Raw genomic sequence first — 14009 nt, 5'->3', positions numbered from 1 at the left:
AGCAGAGGGCGTGACACATGGATATGCAATGGCTCGAGGATGTGCTGATCCTGCTCGAAGAGGGCAATATGAGCCGGGCCGCCGCGCGGCGGAACATCACTCAACCCGCCTTCTCGCGCCGCATCCGCAGTTTCGAAACCTGGCTCGGAACAGAGATCCTCGCCCGGGGCTCCAACCATATTGAGATCGATCCGGCGCTTATCGCCAATGAGGACGAAATCCGCGCCCTGATCGACCGGATCCGGGAGCTCAAGGGCCGCATCGCGCGCTACGATCCCGCAGGCAGCGTGGTTGAGATGGCGGCCCAGCACGCGCTGATCTCGTCGGTCTTTCCCGACATTGCCCTCCACGCGCGGCAGGTGCTGCCCGCCCTGCGGGTGCGTTTGCGCCCGGGCAATCGCAGCGAATGCGTGTCCATGTTTCTGCGCGGGGATACGGGGATGCTGCTCTCCCACGAGACGCAGCTGACCGGGCCGATGCCCTTTGATGCCTCCGTCCGGCGGGAGGTTTGGGGCCGCGATCAGCTCATCCCCGTGGTGGGCGGACAGATCCGGCACCGGTTGCGCACCGATGGCACCGTGCCCGCCGACACACCCGCGATTGTCTATCCGGTCCAGAGCTCGTTCGGGCAGGCGCTGAGTGCTGCGCGCTGCGCCTTCGGGACGGTGGAGCAGGCCCAGAACCCGGTCTGTGAGACGGCGTTTTCCAACGGGATCCATGAGATGGTGCGCCGGGGCCTCGGGGTCGGCTGGCTGCCCCACGCCATGTGCGTCGCGGATCTGGAGGCTGGGCGGCTGCGCGCCCTCGCGCCCAGCTATGGTCAGATCGGGCTACAGATCACGCTCTATGCGCGACGCGAGGATCGCAGCGCCGAGCTCCTGCTGGATCAGCTCACGACCCGCGCCCGCCCGGAAGGCTAGGACGCCCGCAGGAAGTCCCCGACGATCTCGTTGAAGAGATGCGGTTTCTCCAGATGGGCCGCATGGGCGCAGTTCGGGATCACCGCGAGGCTCGCCCCGTCGATGGATTGCCAGAGCCGCTCGGTCTGGCTCCAGGGATAGGTGCGGTCATGGTCGCCCCAAACCACCAGCGTGCGCGCATGGATGTCCGAGAGCGCGTCCTCCCCGCTCCAATCCCGCATGGCGTCGAGGCCGGCGACGATGGATTGCAGGCTGGCACGTTCGGCAATGGCGGCGCAGGCCTCATAGGCAGGGCTTTCGTCCCGCTGGAGGAACCAGGTGGCCGAGATCCGACGGGCCGTGTCCCGAGGTCCATCCTCGCGCGCCCGCTGCTTGGACGTGTCGATGGGTTCGAACCTCCCGGGCAGCATCCCCTTGGCCCCGGTGCCGTAAAGGATCAGACGGTCGACCTGTTCGGGGGCCTGGGCGACCATCTCCTGCACGATCATGCCGCCCATGGAATGGCCCATCAGGTGGAACCGCTCCAGCCCCTGTTCCCGCAATTGATCCAGCACCCAACGGGCAAATCCGGCGATCTGGCAGGGCGCGTCCAGATGCGCGCTCTCTCCATAGCCCGGCAGATCGACAGCATGCACTGCCAGATCCGGACCCAGCGCCTCGCGCTGGGCCTGCCATTGTGCGCTGCCGCCCATGAAGCCATGGACACAGACGAGTGGCGTCATTTACGTCCGCCCTGCACAATCCGGTCGAGGATCATGGCGCAGAAGAGGATCGAGAAGCCCGCGAGGATCCCTTGGCCCACATTCGCATATTGCAACGCTTCGAGCACGTCCTCGCCCAGACCCTTGGCCCCGATCAGCGAGGCCACCACGACCATCGCCAGCGAGAGCATGATCGTCTGGTTGATGCCTGCGCGGATCGACGGGCTGGCCAGCGGCAGGTCGACCTTGGTCAGCAGGTACCATTTGTTGGCGCCGAAACTGATCGCCGCCTCCCGGACGCTCTCGGGAACACCGCGCAGGCCGAGCACCGTCAGGCGCACCACGGGCGTGCCGCCGAAGATCATCGTCACGATGACCGCCGCCGGCTTGCCCACGCCGAAGAAGGCGATGACAGGCACCATGAAGACGAAGGCGGGCATGGTCTGCATGAAGTCCATGATCGGTTGGATGACCGCATAGAACCGGGGCCGCCGCGCCGCGAACATGCCGAGCGGGATGCCGATCACAATCGACAGACACGCCGCCGTCCCCAGAAGCGCCAGCGTGGTCATCGCCGCCTCCCAGAAGCCCAGAAGGCCCATGTAGAGCAGAAACGCGCTGGAATAGATCGCCGTGCGCAAGCCCGCCGTCAGCCAGGTCAACAGTACGATCAAGCTTGCGATCACGATCCAGGGGGTTTGCACGAGGATCACTTCGAGCGCGTCCAGAAGCGCCCGGATGCCCAGGGTCAGACCATCAAAGAAGGCCTCCGTGTTGCGTACGGTCCAGGCAATAAAATCCTCGACCCAGGCAATCCCTGTGAGCCGGATATCGGGATCCGTCGGGAAAGTGCTGAGGATGTTGAACCGGCCCGGAAAGCTGTAATGGACCATGGCCGTCGCCACGATCAGCGCCATGAAAATCGCGCTGAGCACGATGTGCTGCACCGGCAGGCCGGAGCGGACGCTGCGATCGCTCAGCCATTCGGAAAACCGCGCTTCGAGCGCCGTATTCGCGATGAGGGACTGCGCAACCTTGGCCACGATCAGGATGACAAGCCCGGTGAGCGCGATGCTCGGGCCCTCCGCGGCCATGGCCTCGGCCTCTGCACGGATCCCGCCGATATTGGCCTCGAGGGATTCCACCGTGCGGCGGAACGCGTCCACCCGGTCCGAGCCGCTCTCGATGGCGGCGGCAAGCTGTTGGCGGCGCAGCTCCAGCGTGCCTTCGATGGAGGCGATGCGCGCCATGGCATCCGCCGCGAGATCCCCGAAGAGGCCGCGCGCGATCTGCACAAGGGCGAGGGTCTCGACGATCAGGAAGACCAGCGCCCAGTTCCACAGGCCCCGCGCACCGAACCAGACCGGCCCGAACAGGCCCGCATTGATGTTGACCGTGGGCACGAATTTGGACGAGGCCCCGATCTTGTCAAACATCGCTGTGTAATAGTCGGGGTTCGTGCGCACGAAGGTGGCGATGTTCTCCTTGCGCTCGGCGGCATAGGCCAGTGCGGCTTCGGATTCCGTGTCTTCGAGCGGATTGATGTCGCTGTCTTTCATGATACTTCCGTCCCCTCGATCACGGTGCGCAGCAGATCGGCGCGGGTGATAATGCCTGTGTCCTTGCCTTTGTCCTGCACGACGATCGGGTGATCGTCATCGATGGCGAGGTTGATCAGAGTGCTGAGATTTTCCGCCTCATCGACCCGCGGGGCATCTGCAGAAAGCGGGCCATGGGCCGCCACATGGGCCTCGATGGGCTGCATGACCGCATGGGCATGCACCACCTTGAGGCGCGAGATCCCGGCGACGAAGTCGGCCACATAGTCATCGGCCGGATGCATCACGATATCCTCGGCGGTGCCCATCTGGACCATCTTGCCGTCGCGCATGATCGCGATCCGGTCGCCGATCCGCACAGCCTCGTCCAGGTCATGAGTGATGAAAATCGTGGTTTTCTTGAGGATCTTCGACAGGCGGATGAATTCATCCTGCAACTGGCGCCGGATCAGCGGGTCGAGCGCCGAGAAGGGCTCGTCCATGAGCAGAACATCGGGGTTTGCCGCCAGCGCCCGGGCAAGGCCCACCCGCTGCTGCATCCCGCCCGAGAGCTCATGGGCGAATTTCGCGCCCCAGGCCCCGAGCTCCACGATGTCGAGGATCGCGGCGGCCTGGCGCATGCGCTCGTTCTTCGGGACCTTGCGGATCTCCAGCGGCATGGCGACATTGTCGAGCACCGAGCGGTGGGGCATCAGCGCGAAGTTCTGAAAGACCATGCCGATTTTCTGGTTGCGGAACCGCTGCAGCTCGGCAGGGGCGAGGGCCATCACATCGGTGCCCTCGATCTCGATCTTGCCCGCCGTGGGCTCAAGCAAGCGGTTGAAGTGGCGCACGAGCGTGGATTTGCCACTGCCCGACAGGCCCATGATGCAAAAGATCTCGCCGCGATTGACCGACAGGCTGACATCGGCGACGCCAACCACGGAGTTGAACTCCGCCAGCACTTCGGCCTTGCCGATCCCGCGGTCTCGGATTGCGGCCAGGGCGGCCTGGGCATTGGCACCGAAGATCTTCCACACGTTGGAGATTTCGATGACGGTCTCATCGGTCATGGCGCTCTGTTCCTGCTGGGGCGTTCGGGAAACGGCACCGGAGACCCGGTGCCGTTGGGTGTGATCGGGGGTCGGATCAGAGGCCGAGCCAGCCGTCCACGCGATCATTGTTGGCATTCACCCAGGCTTCGGCAACTTCGGCCGGGGTCTTGCCATTGGCGCTGATCTCGAAAGCCAGCTGGCTCACATCGTCAGCGGTGAGCTGGAAGTTCGCGAAGAATTCCGCGATGGCCGGCGAGCGATCCACGAGGGAGTTCGACCAGGCGATCTGGACGTCCTTCAGCGCGTCCTTGGTGGCAACCATGGACTTTTCGAACCAATCCGCGTCGTCCGAGGGCTGAACCATCACGTATTTTTCCGGATCAAAGGTCGGCTCGGTCAGCATCTGCACGTCGAACATGAACCACACCGCATGGGGCTTGTAGCAATAGAAGGCATAGCCTTCACCCTTGGCGATCGAGTCCTTGATGCGCGCGGTCTTCACGCTTTCCTCGGCCCGGATGGGCTCGATGAAGTCCATCAGGCCATAGTCCCGAGTCTTGACCTCGTTCACATTGGCCGAGGCCCAGCCCGGCGCGCCGATCCACATCTCGCCCAGACCGTTGCCATCGCTATCCATCAGCGCGGCCACATCGGGACGGCCCAGATCAGCGATGTCGGTGATGTCGTTGGCTTCGCCGAAATCCTGCGTGACGCAGAAGCCCTGATTGCCCTGATAGGGGTTCGAGGACAGGGTTACGGTGCCGGCTTCATCCACGTATTTCTTGGTGAAGCTCTCCTGGTTCGGCAGCCAGACATCCGGGTGCACATCGATGTCACCCTTACCCTGGTCCATAGCCTGGAAGATCGTGGCGTTGTTGCCGGGCACATACTCGACTTCGCCGCCGATCCGCGATTCCACGACCTCGCCCAGCACATAGGCAATGGCCTGGGCACCGGTCCAGGACGGCACGCCGATCTTGACCTCTTCGGCGGCAAAGGCAGGCAGGGCCAGCACGCTCAGTGCGGTCGCCATACCCAGCGATTTCATGTTCAGATCCATAGTCGTCTCCTGTGTTGGGGGCCGCCGGTTCAACCGACGGGGATGTTATCTTGGCGCGCCCGCAGCACCCCTTTGATCGAGGGGGCTGCGGTGGTCGGTCGCCCCGTGAGCGGGGATTGTTCGTGAGTGGACCGGGCCAAGCATTTGGGACCGCATCGAAGCCCGATGCATCCGGGATGAAGTGATTTCGGCCTGAGCGGGGTGTCTCTTCATGGCGAAACTCTAGAGCGGGGGTTTTACCCGGGGCAAATTCGAAGTACTCATTAAACTATTCCGGATTTGCATAGTTTGATGCGATTTTTGGGAAAGCCTCTGAAAACATGGGGAAATCATGGATCTCAATTGGTTGCGAGATTTCGAGTGTCTGGCCCGGACACAGAACTTTACGCGGGCAGCTGATGAAAGAAGCATCACTCAGTCCGCCTTTAGCCGAAGAATTAAGGCGTTGGAGAGTTGGGTGGGCCTGCCTTTGGTCAATCGCGCGACATATCCGGTGGAGCTGACCGAATCCGGGCAATCCTTCCTGCCGGTGGCCGTTGCGGCGGTCTCGCGCCTCTCCGAGGCGAGGCAATCCCTGCGCGATGCGGATCAAGGGGAGAACCGCTTCGTCCGTCTGTCGGTTCTGCCGACAATCTCGATCCATGTGCTGGCGGGGCGGCTCGATGCGATGCAGCGGGATCTGCCGGACCTGCGCACCCGGGTCATCTCCGAGAGCCTCAACACCTGTTGCGAGCTTCTGGTCGAGAGCGCGGTGGACATCATGCTCTGCTACAGTCACCCCTCGGTCTCGCTGGAGATCGACGAGGCGCGGTTTGCGCGCAAGGATCTGCAGGTTGAGCGCTTGATCCCGGTTGCCTTGCGCAGCCAGGTGGTGGAGCAGGGCTGGGATCTGGATCAGCCCACAGCCGGGCGGCTGCCCTATCTCGCCTATGAGCGGTCGAGCTTTCTGGGCATGGTGGTCGAGGCCACCGTGGGCGGAAAGCCTCTGGCGGCTAAGACCCTTTATGTGGACGGGCTGGTGGAAGCGATCAAGCGGCGGCTGATGGCGGGATGCGGCTTTGCCTGGATGCCGGAGAGCGCGATCGCCCGTGAGCTTGAAACCGGGCAGGTCGTGCCGATCGGGGGCCCGGCCTGGATTGCCAAGCTTACGGTATCGGCCTTTGCCAGTCAGGTCCCGTTTGACCAACCGGCGCAGGAGGTCTGGCGCTTGCTCTGAGGGGTCAAGCCTCGGGCATGGTCAGGATGATCGACCCCTGCCGGTGCCGGGTCTCCACCTTGGCATGGGCGGCGCGGGCCTCGTCCAGCGGGAAGCGCGTATCGATCACCGGGCGAAGCTTGCCCGCCGCCACAAGCGCGGCCAGCCGGGTCAGATCCTCGGCCCGGTCCGGGTTCACCTCCAGCCGGATCTTCCGGTCGCGCAACGGGTTCATCAGGGCCGCGCCGATCTCGCGCAAACCGAAATTGAGGGGCAGGAACAGGCCGCCGGGTTTCAGCAGCCCAAGGGCCTGCCCCGGGCTGGCGACCCCGACCGTGTCGAAGACCAGATCATAGCCGCCCGGCAGATCCGCGAGCCGGGTCTCGCGGTAATTCACCACGTGATCCGCCCCGAGACCTGTCACAAAACCCTGGCTGTCCGGCCCGCTGACCCCGGTCACCTCGGCCCCGAGGGCCTTTGCGATCTGCACCGCGTAGGTGCCGACCCCGCCGGAGGCCCCGATGATCAGCACATGCTGCCCTTGCTCCAGATTTGCGAAGTCCTGCAGGAAGACCAGCGCACAGAGCCCGCCAAAGGGCAGGGCCGCAGCTTCGTCAAAACTCAGCCCCTCGGGCATGGGCGCGACGGCGCTGTCCTCAGCCACCGCGATGTATTCCGCGCTGGCGCCGCCATTGGGCTGCATTCCGAACACCCGGTCTCCGGGGGCAAAGCGGGTCACTCCGTCCCCGACCGCTTCGACCACCCCGGCGAATTCCGACCCCATTTGTGGGTTCCGAGGCCGCGTCAGACCGAACATCAGCCGTCCGGGGATCGCCATGATGCCGGGAAACGCCGCCGCGCGCAGCCGCCAGTCGGCGGTGTTCACCGCGCTGGCATGAACCCGGATGAGCAGCTCCCCCGCCCCAGCCTCCGGGCGCGGAAGATCGGAGATCTGTACCACATCAGGGCCACCATATCGGGCATAGGTCAGGGCTTTCATCACGGGGATCCTTGCGTCATCGAAATCAGCGTGGTGATGGCGGATGGCTCGGCACAGGTCCAGAGGGCGCGCTTTGTGACGCTAGGTCAGTCCAAGCGGCTATGCGCAAACCGCATAGAAAAAAGGCCGGGCGCTGAGCCCGGCCGAAACGTGCGCCGCAGATCGGGTCAGACGAGCGTGCCTTGCAGGCTCGCCCAGACCCCGAGCAGCAGAAAGGCCGCTGACAGGGTGCAGGCCCCGGCCCGCACCGTGTTCCAGAAGGTCCAACGCGGCAGGTAGACACCTGTCCAGAACCGCTCGGTCTCGGGCGCATCAAGGCTCAGCTCGGCCAGCGCGTTGTTGAGGGGCACATTGCGCAGGACCGTGACCCCAAAGACGCCGACCACATAGATCAGCCCGGCCACGGCGATCAGCGCGCCGCCATGCCCGTCCAGCGCCAGGAGCGCATAAAGCGCCAGCGCGATGGAGAGGGGGGCGAGCCCGAGAAACAGCCCCATGAAAATCCAGCGGAACACCTCGCGATTGATCACCTGCATGGTGCCCGCTCCGGCCCCCGACAGGGCCAGAGAGCGCATGATGAAATCCGAGAAGGCGAGGAAGACGCCGCCGACCAGCGCATAGGCGAGGATGGCGATCTGCATCAGAAAGAGGAAGAGCATCGACATAAGAGGTCTCCTGAGCAGGGTTAGGCGGCGACGGACCAGGCCCCGGCCTGGGCGGCCCGAGCGGCGAAATCGGCGAAATCCCGGGGCGGGCGGCCCAGCGCCTGGAAGACCCCGTCGCTGGTCTGGGCGTTGCGCCCGTCCAGGGTCTCGCGGGCGATGGCGGTGAAGACATCGGCGACAAACTCACCGCCGCTCTCGGCAATCCCCGCGTGGAACTCTTCAAAGCTGATCGGGATATGCTGGATGGGGCGCCCGATCGCCTGGGCCAGCGTGTCGGCCATCTCGGCAAAGGTCAGGAGCCGCGGGCCCGTGACCTCATAGAGCTTGCCGCCATGCTGCGGCTCGGTCAGGGCGGCGACGGCCACATCGGCGATATCCTCCACATCGATGATCGGCTCGACCACATCGCCGCCCGGCATGGGCAGCACACCCGACAGAAGCGGGTCGCGCAGATACCCTTCGGAGAAGTTCTGCGCAAACCACGCGGAGCGGATCAGGGTGTAGTCGAGACCAGAGGCGCGCACGACCTCTTCGCCGAGCCGCGCATGGTGCTCTCCCCGCCCCGAGAGCAGAACGAACCGCCCGAGGCCCATGGATTTGGCCGTCTTGGCAAAACCCGCGACTTTCTCCACGGCGCCGGGGAAGGCGAGATCGGGGAAATAGGTGACATAGGCCGCGTCCATACCCTCGAGCGCCGGGCCCCAGGTTTCCGGGGCATCCCAGTCAAAGGCGATGGGCGTCGAGCGCGAGACCCGGCGCACGGGCAGGCCCCGTGCCTCGAGCCGGGTCGCCACGCGGGACCCCGTCTTGCCGTTTGCGCCGATCACGAGGGTGGTTTGCGAAGTCATCTGTCTGTCTCCTGAGCTGAATTGTGATGGGCTCTGGATAGACGGAGGGGGCGCGGGCGGTCTTGACCGGCGCTGCCAAGGGATTGACCGACGCGGTCAGCTCTGGCGGGTTTTGCGGAACTGGGCCGGGGTTTCGCCGCGCCAGCGCTTGAATGCCCGGGTGAAGGAGCTTTGCTCGGAAAACCCGGTCAGAAAGGCAATCTCCGCGAGGGAATACCGCTCATCCGTCAGAAGCCCTTCGGCCAGATCCCGGCGCGTTTCCTCGGTCAGGGTCTGAAAGCTCAGTCCATCCTCGGCCAGACGCCGATGGAGCGAGCGGACACTCATGCCGAGACGGTTCGCCATATCCTCCATCCGCGGCAAGCCTTCGCTGAGCGAGCGGGCAATCGCATCGCGCAGGCGGTCCTGCAGGGAAGTGGTCTGGGCCAGGGCCAAGAGCTCCTGATCCAGATGCCCGATCAGAAACTCGGTGATGCCCTGATCTCCCAGCCGGTTGGGACGGGCCAGTGCCTCGGCACTGATCAGCAGCCCGTCGCGGTCCGAGCCAAAGATGACCGGGCAGCCGAAATAGGCGTCGTGGTGGTGCAGGGTCTTTGGCGGCGGATGCTGAAGATGGACCTCCAGCGGCTGGAACTGCCCGGTTTGCGAGACCTCCCGCGCCAGCGCGACGGAGCTGGCCAGGGTCGCCTCGTTGGACAGGCGCAGCCCGAGCCGCCGTGGCCCGGCCCGGTGCAGCAGGAACCAGGACCGGTCGCCATCGGGCGCGAGCTCATACTCGACAACGCTGGTCCAGAGCCGCGCATAGCGCGCCACCCGCGCGCAGGAGCCTTGCAACGTCGCGGCGGTCTTATAGGCGAGCCCGAGCGCGCCATACTCGTCGCAGCGCATGGAGGCCCCGGTGCGCAGGGGCAGGGCGGTGACATCCATCTGCGCCGCCATCCGCTCCAGCAGGTCATAATAGGCCGTGTCGGAGATCTGCAGTTTGGGATCGACCGGCGCGGCGGTGTCGATCCCGACAGACGCCAGCAGGGCATCGCCGTCCACGGCCTGCCCGGCCGCGGCCACCATTTTGCGTACAAAAAGCGACGTCACGGAGCCCATGGGGCCAAGTTACCGCAAGGCAGCGGGAGCGTTAAGCATGCTGAGCACATGGGTCAGCGCTTCGCGCAGGGCCGTGGCAGACGCGCCGCGCTCGGGGCCGTAGATCGAGATCTGCACCTGACCGGGCGGCGGCAACCCAAGCTCTGGCCCGAGATCGGCCAGCGGCGCGGTGCGAGCGATTGCTGGCAGCAACGTGATCGCCTCACCGCCCGCCAATGTGGCGCGCAAGCCTACCGGATCCGGCGCCGTGCGCAGCACTGGTGTGATCTCGGGATGGGGATCGAGCGCCGCGAACGCATGGCGCCGGAGATCCCGCGCATCCTCCAGAAAGGCGAGGGGCAGGGGGGCCCCGGCTTGCCAGGCGAGTGGCGCGGCCCCCACCCAGATCAGATCGCTGGGCAGGGTGACCCGGCGACTGGGCCTTGGCCCCTGATCGAGGACGACAGCCATATCGATCTCCCCCCGATCGAGCAGATCAAGCAGGTCATGGCTCCGCGCTGTTCGGGTGGTGACGTCGAGCTTCGGTCCGGTCCCGGCTGCAAGTCGGCGCAAGGCCCGTGGCACCACGGAGAGCGCGAAGGTGACGGTCGTACCCAGCTTGACAGTGGGCCGTGAGGCGATCGCGGCTGGCCCATGGGTCATTTCCTCGGCAAGGGCCAGCAGCCGCCGCGCTTGTACGAGAAAAGCGGCACCCTCAGCTGTGACCCGCACCGGTTTGCCGCGCCCGCGTGCCACAAGCTGCCGCCCCAGCCGCGCCTCCAGTGCCGCGATATGGGCGCTGATCGCCGATTGCACCGTATGGGTCCGCTCCGCCGCGAGCGAGAAGCTGCGGGTCTCCGCCACGGCCACAAAGCTTTCCACCTGTTTCAGATCCAACGCCATTAAATCACTAAACGCGATTTTTGATATCCAGTAAAATCGTTTCACGTCCTATGTCTTGGGCGCTACCCCATGGCCATGGATCTGACTGCCTATCTCCTCGCCGCCTTCGCCGTTCTGTTAACGGGTATCTCCAAGAGCGGGTTTGCCGGGGGGCTCGGCATTCTCGGTGTACCGCTTCTGGCGCTGGTCATGCCGGCCCAAGCGGCGGTTGTCCTGCTGCTGCCGATCCTTCTGGGGATCGACCTGCTGTCGGTCTGGCGCTACCGCCGCGCTGGGCGTGCCGGAGTAATCCTCGCGCTTCTGCCGGGGGCGGCGTTCGGGATCGGGTTGGGCTTTGCGAGCCTCTCCCATGTGGATGACGGGCTGCTGCGGCTGGGGATCGGCGTGATGGCGCTGGGTTTTGTGGCGCGGTTCCTTTGGGCCGGTGCCCCGCCTGCCGGTTCGGAACCGCGCGCGCCCTGGCCGCTGGTCTTCGGGGCGAGCGCGCTCTCGGGGTTTGCAGGCTGCATTGCCCATGCGGGCGGGCCACCGATCAAGGGCACCTTTCTGCGCATGGGGCTCGACAAGGCCGCCTTCGTCGGAACGAACGCGGTCTTCTTCCTGATGCTGAACCTGTTCAAGGCGGTGGGCTACGGCGCGCTGGGCCTCTTCTCAACCGAGAGCCTGTGGGCCTCGGCCTCTCTCTTGCCCTTTCTCGGGATCGGTGTGGCGGTGGGCTTTGCCATGCATGACCGGGTGCCGCAGGTTCTCTTTGGCAAGATCGCCTATGGGCTGCTCGCCCTGGCCGGAGTGAACCTCGTCTATCTCGGCCTGACCGGTTAAGCCCCGATAAGCCGGGCGATTCCAACGCTCGCCTCGCAATCCCCGGCATCGCGGATCGCCAACCCAAGGCAGCGCGCGCGGATTTGCGTCCAGACCGGGTTCTGTGCTCCGCCCCCTGCGGTATAGAGCTGTGAAGGCTGCGGACCGCCGCGTTCGGCGATTGCGGCATAGCCCTGCGCCTCAATCCGCGCGATGCTCTCGAGCAGGCCATGGAGGAAGGCCGCGTCATCCTCCGGACGCGGAGTCATCCGCGGCGCAAGCGTCGGGTCATTGACCGGAAAGCGCTCTCCGGGTTTCAGCAGGGGATAGTAGTCGAGCGGCGATTGCTTTGTTGGGTCAATCTCGCGCGACAGAGCAGCAAGCTCCTGCGGCGAGAAGAGGGAGGCGAGCACGCCGCCGCCGGTATTGGACGCGCCGCCCACGAGCCAGATATCGCCCAGTTTGTGCGAATAGAGCCCAAGTTCCGGGGCATCCACGCGGTTGGGCGACAGGATCTTGAGTGCCAGCGTTGTGCCGAGCGAGGTCACCGCCGCCCCGGGCACCAAGGGCGCCGCCGCGAGAAAGGCGGCGATGCTGTCCGTGGTTCCGGCATGGATCACCGCGTCGCGCGACAGACCAAGGGCCGCTGCGGCGTCGCCCGAGATCCGGTCGATCGCAGCACCTGCGGGCAGAACTCGGGGCAACAGCTCGAGCCGCAGCCCGGTCGCGGCAAACCAGTCGGGCCAGGTCTCCGTCTCCGGGTCATAGCCGAGCTTCAAGGTGTTGTTCTCATCGCTCACGCCGCCTTGGCCCAGCAGCTTGGCCGCGATGAAATCCGCCTGATGCAGGAGATGGGTGGCGCGCCGGTCGGTGTCTTCGTCTTGCAAACAGAGCGCCCGGGCGAGGGCTGAGTTCGACCCTTTGGCGATATGCGAGCCGGGGCAGGCGGCGGCGATGCGGCTGGCCTCGGCCTCGAACCCCGTGGAATTGTACATGAGCGCGCGGGTCACTGGACGCAGCGCCGCGTCGGTCAGAACCATCGTTCCCGAGGTCCCATCGATCCCGATCCGGGTGACCTCGCGCAGGTCGCGCCCGATCTCGGCCAGCGCAGCGCCTTGGGCGGCGAGGCAGGTGCAGGTTGCCTGCCACCAAGCCTCCGCATCAATCCGATCCGGGTCGGGCTGGGGCAAATGGGCGGCGCGCGCGCTGCTGATCTGGGTGCCATCGGCCTCCAGGACCGCGCTGCGGATGCCCGACGTGCCGATATCGATGCCGAGGCGAAGACCGCTCATGTGCGTGCGGCCAGCGCCTGGCGATACTTCTCGGCGTCCCAGTTCAGAAGTTCGGCTTCCGCGGCAGGGCCGATGGCCTCGGGCGTCCACCCCTCGGGCAAGCGCGTCAGGACATCCGCGATACAGCGGAGCATGGCGGCCTGAGAGGAGGTGGCCTCATCTTGCAAGAGCGCGCCTTCGCTCCCCTGCAGGCATACGGACTGGCCAAGCGCCGTGGGCAGGGCTGGCCCGAGAAACACCACATGGTCCGGGTAATAAGAGCCGCCAAGTGCCATAGCGCGAAGCGTTGTATCGGTGGCCAGCACGGTTGCCGCCGCGTCCCATGTGTAGCCCTCCGGCGCGGCGGTACTGGGCGCGGGGACGGGCGGCGTCAGGACGGGCATCGCGAGCCGCCTCTCAACTTCCGCGATCAGATCAGAGACCTCCGCCACTGTTGCCCCGGCACAAACCAGCCCGTGGTTCTCAAGAATGATCACTTGCGTCTCAGGCGTCAGGCGCTCGGCAATCGCGCCGGTCAATGGCACGCCGGGCTTGTGATAGGGCACGAAGATCACCGGCAGGCCCGCGAGCTTCTCGGCTGCCACGCGCCGCCCCTCGGGGGAGATCGCATGGACCAGCGTCGCCACCGAATGGGTGTGGGCGACCACAGCCCAATCCACCAGCGCATGGAAGGTCGTCTCGATCGACGGACGCAGGGTGTTCTCCGGGTCCAGAACCGTCGATTTGCAGGTCCCGTCGCCCGCGCCAAACGCCTCCGCCTTGGCCTTCTCGCGATCCACGGCCACAAAGATCGGCGCGTAGAGCGCATTGGCGAGCTCAGTCCCCGAGGCCTTGATCCACATGACCCCATCGCCCTTGATCGAGGTGTTCCCCCCGGGCCCCTGCACCTGCAGCGGGTCGGAGCCCAATCGGGCGCTCAAGGCGCGGAAATCATGGCTGAGGAGGGTCATC

General features: G+C 65.5%; 14 protein-coding genes. 3 read left to right on the top strand and 11 right to left on the bottom strand.

From position 1 onward, the window contains the following. Positions 1–17 precede the first annotated feature (17 nt). Positions 18–920, top strand: a complete 903-nt coding sequence (locus tag ACP153_RS04430; protein WP_424969756.1) for a LysR family transcriptional regulator — start codon at positions 18–20, stop codon at positions 918–920. Here the strand turns inward: ACP153_RS04430 and ACP153_RS04425 are convergent. From ACP153_RS04425 to ACP153_RS04410, 4 genes are all read right to left on the bottom strand, one after another. Then, positions 917–1642, bottom strand: a complete 726-nt coding sequence (locus ACP153_RS04425) for an alpha/beta fold hydrolase (protein ID WP_424969755.1) — start codon at positions 1640–1642, stop codon at positions 917–919. The genes ACP153_RS04430 and ACP153_RS04425 overlap by 4 nt on opposite strands. Beyond that, a complete protein-coding gene (locus tag ACP153_RS04420) occupies positions 1639–3180 on the bottom strand; it encodes an ABC transporter permease (protein WP_424969754.1) in 1542 nt (513 codons plus the stop codon). The genes ACP153_RS04425 and ACP153_RS04420 overlap by 4 nt, the downstream gene beginning before the upstream one ends. Beyond that, positions 3177–4232: a quaternary amine ABC transporter ATP-binding protein gene (locus ACP153_RS04415; protein WP_424969753.1), complete on the bottom strand. Its 1056-nt coding sequence runs from the start codon at positions 4230–4232 to the stop codon at positions 3177–3179. Before ACP153_RS04415 ends, ACP153_RS04420 begins: the two co-directional genes overlap by 4 nt. 76 nt (positions 4233–4308) lie before the next feature. Next, entirely contained in the window at positions 4309–5274 is a 966-nt protein-coding gene (locus ACP153_RS04410; RefSeq protein WP_424969752.1) for a glycine betaine ABC transporter substrate-binding protein, read from the bottom strand. A gap of 331 nt (positions 5275–5605) precedes the next feature. Between ACP153_RS04410 and ACP153_RS04405 the strand changes: the two genes are divergently transcribed. Beyond that, complete coding sequence (locus tag ACP153_RS04405; protein WP_424969751.1) at positions 5606–6490, top strand: LysR family transcriptional regulator; 885 nt, start codon at positions 5606–5608, stop codon at positions 6488–6490. 4 nt (positions 6491–6494) lie between these two features. Here the strand turns inward: ACP153_RS04405 and ACP153_RS04400 are convergent, their stop codons facing one another. From ACP153_RS04400 to ACP153_RS04380, 5 genes are all read right to left on the bottom strand, one after another. Next, positions 6495–7469, bottom strand: coding sequence for an NAD(P)-dependent alcohol dehydrogenase (locus ACP153_RS04400; protein ID WP_424969750.1), 975 nt, complete (start codon positions 7467–7469; stop codon positions 6495–6497). A 167-nt stretch (positions 7470–7636) separates the two neighbouring features. After that, complete coding sequence (locus ACP153_RS04395; RefSeq protein ID WP_424969749.1) at positions 7637–8134, bottom strand: DUF1772 domain-containing protein; 498 nt, start codon at positions 8132–8134, stop codon at positions 7637–7639. A 20-nt stretch (positions 8135–8154) separates the two neighbouring features. After that, positions 8155–8982, bottom strand: coding sequence for an NAD(P)H-binding protein (locus ACP153_RS04390; RefSeq protein ID WP_424969748.1), 828 nt, complete (start codon positions 8980–8982; stop codon positions 8155–8157). Positions 8983–9078: 96 nt separating this feature from the next. Further along, complete coding sequence (locus ACP153_RS04385) at positions 9079–10083, bottom strand: AraC family transcriptional regulator (RefSeq protein ID WP_424969747.1); 1005 nt, start codon at positions 10081–10083, stop codon at positions 9079–9081. 9 nt (positions 10084–10092) lie between these two features. Then, positions 10093–10965: a LysR family transcriptional regulator gene (locus ACP153_RS04380; RefSeq protein WP_424969746.1), complete on the bottom strand. Its 873-nt coding sequence runs from the start codon at positions 10963–10965 to the stop codon at positions 10093–10095. Between the two features lie 75 nt (positions 10966–11040). On the opposite strand from ACP153_RS04380, the gene ACP153_RS04375 reads away from it, so the two are divergent. Next, entirely contained in the window at positions 11041–11787 is a 747-nt protein-coding gene (locus ACP153_RS04375; RefSeq protein ID WP_424969745.1) for a sulfite exporter TauE/SafE family protein, read from the top strand. Here ACP153_RS04375 and ACP153_RS04370 read toward each other — a convergent pair. Beyond that, positions 11784–13058, bottom strand: coding sequence for an FGGY-family carbohydrate kinase (locus ACP153_RS04370; RefSeq protein WP_424969744.1), 1275 nt, complete (start codon positions 13056–13058; stop codon positions 11784–11786). The two genes, ACP153_RS04375 and ACP153_RS04370, sit on opposite strands and share 4 nt — an antisense overlap. Continuing rightward, on the bottom strand, positions 13055–14008 hold the full coding sequence (locus ACP153_RS04365) for a class II aldolase/adducin family protein (RefSeq protein WP_424969743.1): 954 nt from the start codon (positions 14006–14008) through the stop codon (positions 13055–13057). The genes ACP153_RS04370 and ACP153_RS04365 overlap by 4 nt, the downstream gene beginning before the upstream one ends. Position 14009: the final 1 nt, after the last annotated feature.

Origin of the sequence: Dinoroseobacter sp. S76 (assembly GCF_049801095.1) — a bacterium.
GTDB lineage: Bacteria > Pseudomonadota > Alphaproteobacteria > Rhodobacterales > Rhodobacteraceae > Dinoroseobacter.
The sequence above is the reverse complement of the archived record's forward strand: the minus strand, read 5'-3'. Positions and strand labels throughout refer to the sequence as shown.

Excerpts from the sequence above, each read along its gene's own strand:
- ACP153_RS04365 (WP_424969743.1), bottom strand. The coding sequence starts at position 14,008 with ATGACCCTCCTCAGCCATGATTTCCGCGCCTTGAGCGCCCGATTGGGC.
- ACP153_RS04420 (WP_424969754.1), bottom strand. The coding sequence starts at position 3,180 with ATGAAAGACAGCGACATCAATCCGCTCGAAGACACGGAATCCGAAGCC.
- ACP153_RS04375 (WP_424969745.1), top strand. The coding sequence starts at position 11,041 with ATGGATCTGACTGCCTATCTCCTCGCCGCCTTCGCCGTTCTGTTAACG.
- ACP153_RS04425 (WP_424969755.1), bottom strand. The coding sequence starts at position 1,642 with ATGACGCCACTCGTCTGTGTCCATGGCTTCATGGGCGGCAGCGCACAA.
- ACP153_RS04395 (WP_424969749.1), bottom strand. The coding sequence starts at position 8,134 with ATGTCGATGCTCTTCCTCTTTCTGATGCAGATCGCCATCCTCGCCTAT.
- ACP153_RS04410 (WP_424969752.1), bottom strand. The coding sequence starts at position 5,274 with ATGGATCTGAACATGAAATCGCTGGGTATGGCGACCGCACTGAGCGTG.
- ACP153_RS04405 (WP_424969751.1), top strand. The coding sequence starts at position 5,606 with ATGGATCTCAATTGGTTGCGAGATTTCGAGTGTCTGGCCCGGACACAG.
- ACP153_RS04400 (WP_424969750.1), bottom strand. The coding sequence starts at position 7,469 with ATGAAAGCCCTGACCTATGCCCGATATGGTGGCCCTGATGTGGTACAG.
- ACP153_RS04385 (WP_424969747.1), bottom strand. The coding sequence starts at position 10,083 with ATGGGCTCCGTGACGTCGCTTTTTGTACGCAAAATGGTGGCCGCGGCC.
- ACP153_RS04415 (WP_424969753.1), bottom strand. The coding sequence starts at position 4,232 with ATGACCGATGAGACCGTCATCGAAATCTCCAACGTGTGGAAGATCTTC.
- ACP153_RS04380 (WP_424969746.1), bottom strand. The coding sequence starts at position 10,965 with ATGGCGTTGGATCTGAAACAGGTGGAAAGCTTTGTGGCCGTGGCGGAG.
- ACP153_RS04430 (WP_424969756.1), top strand. The coding sequence starts at position 18 with ATGGATATGCAATGGCTCGAGGATGTGCTGATCCTGCTCGAAGAGGGC.
- ACP153_RS04370 (WP_424969744.1), bottom strand. The coding sequence starts at position 13,058 with ATGAGCGGTCTTCGCCTCGGCATCGATATCGGCACGTCGGGCATCCGC.
- ACP153_RS04390 (WP_424969748.1), bottom strand. The coding sequence starts at position 8,982 with ATGACTTCGCAAACCACCCTCGTGATCGGCGCAAACGGCAAGACGGGG.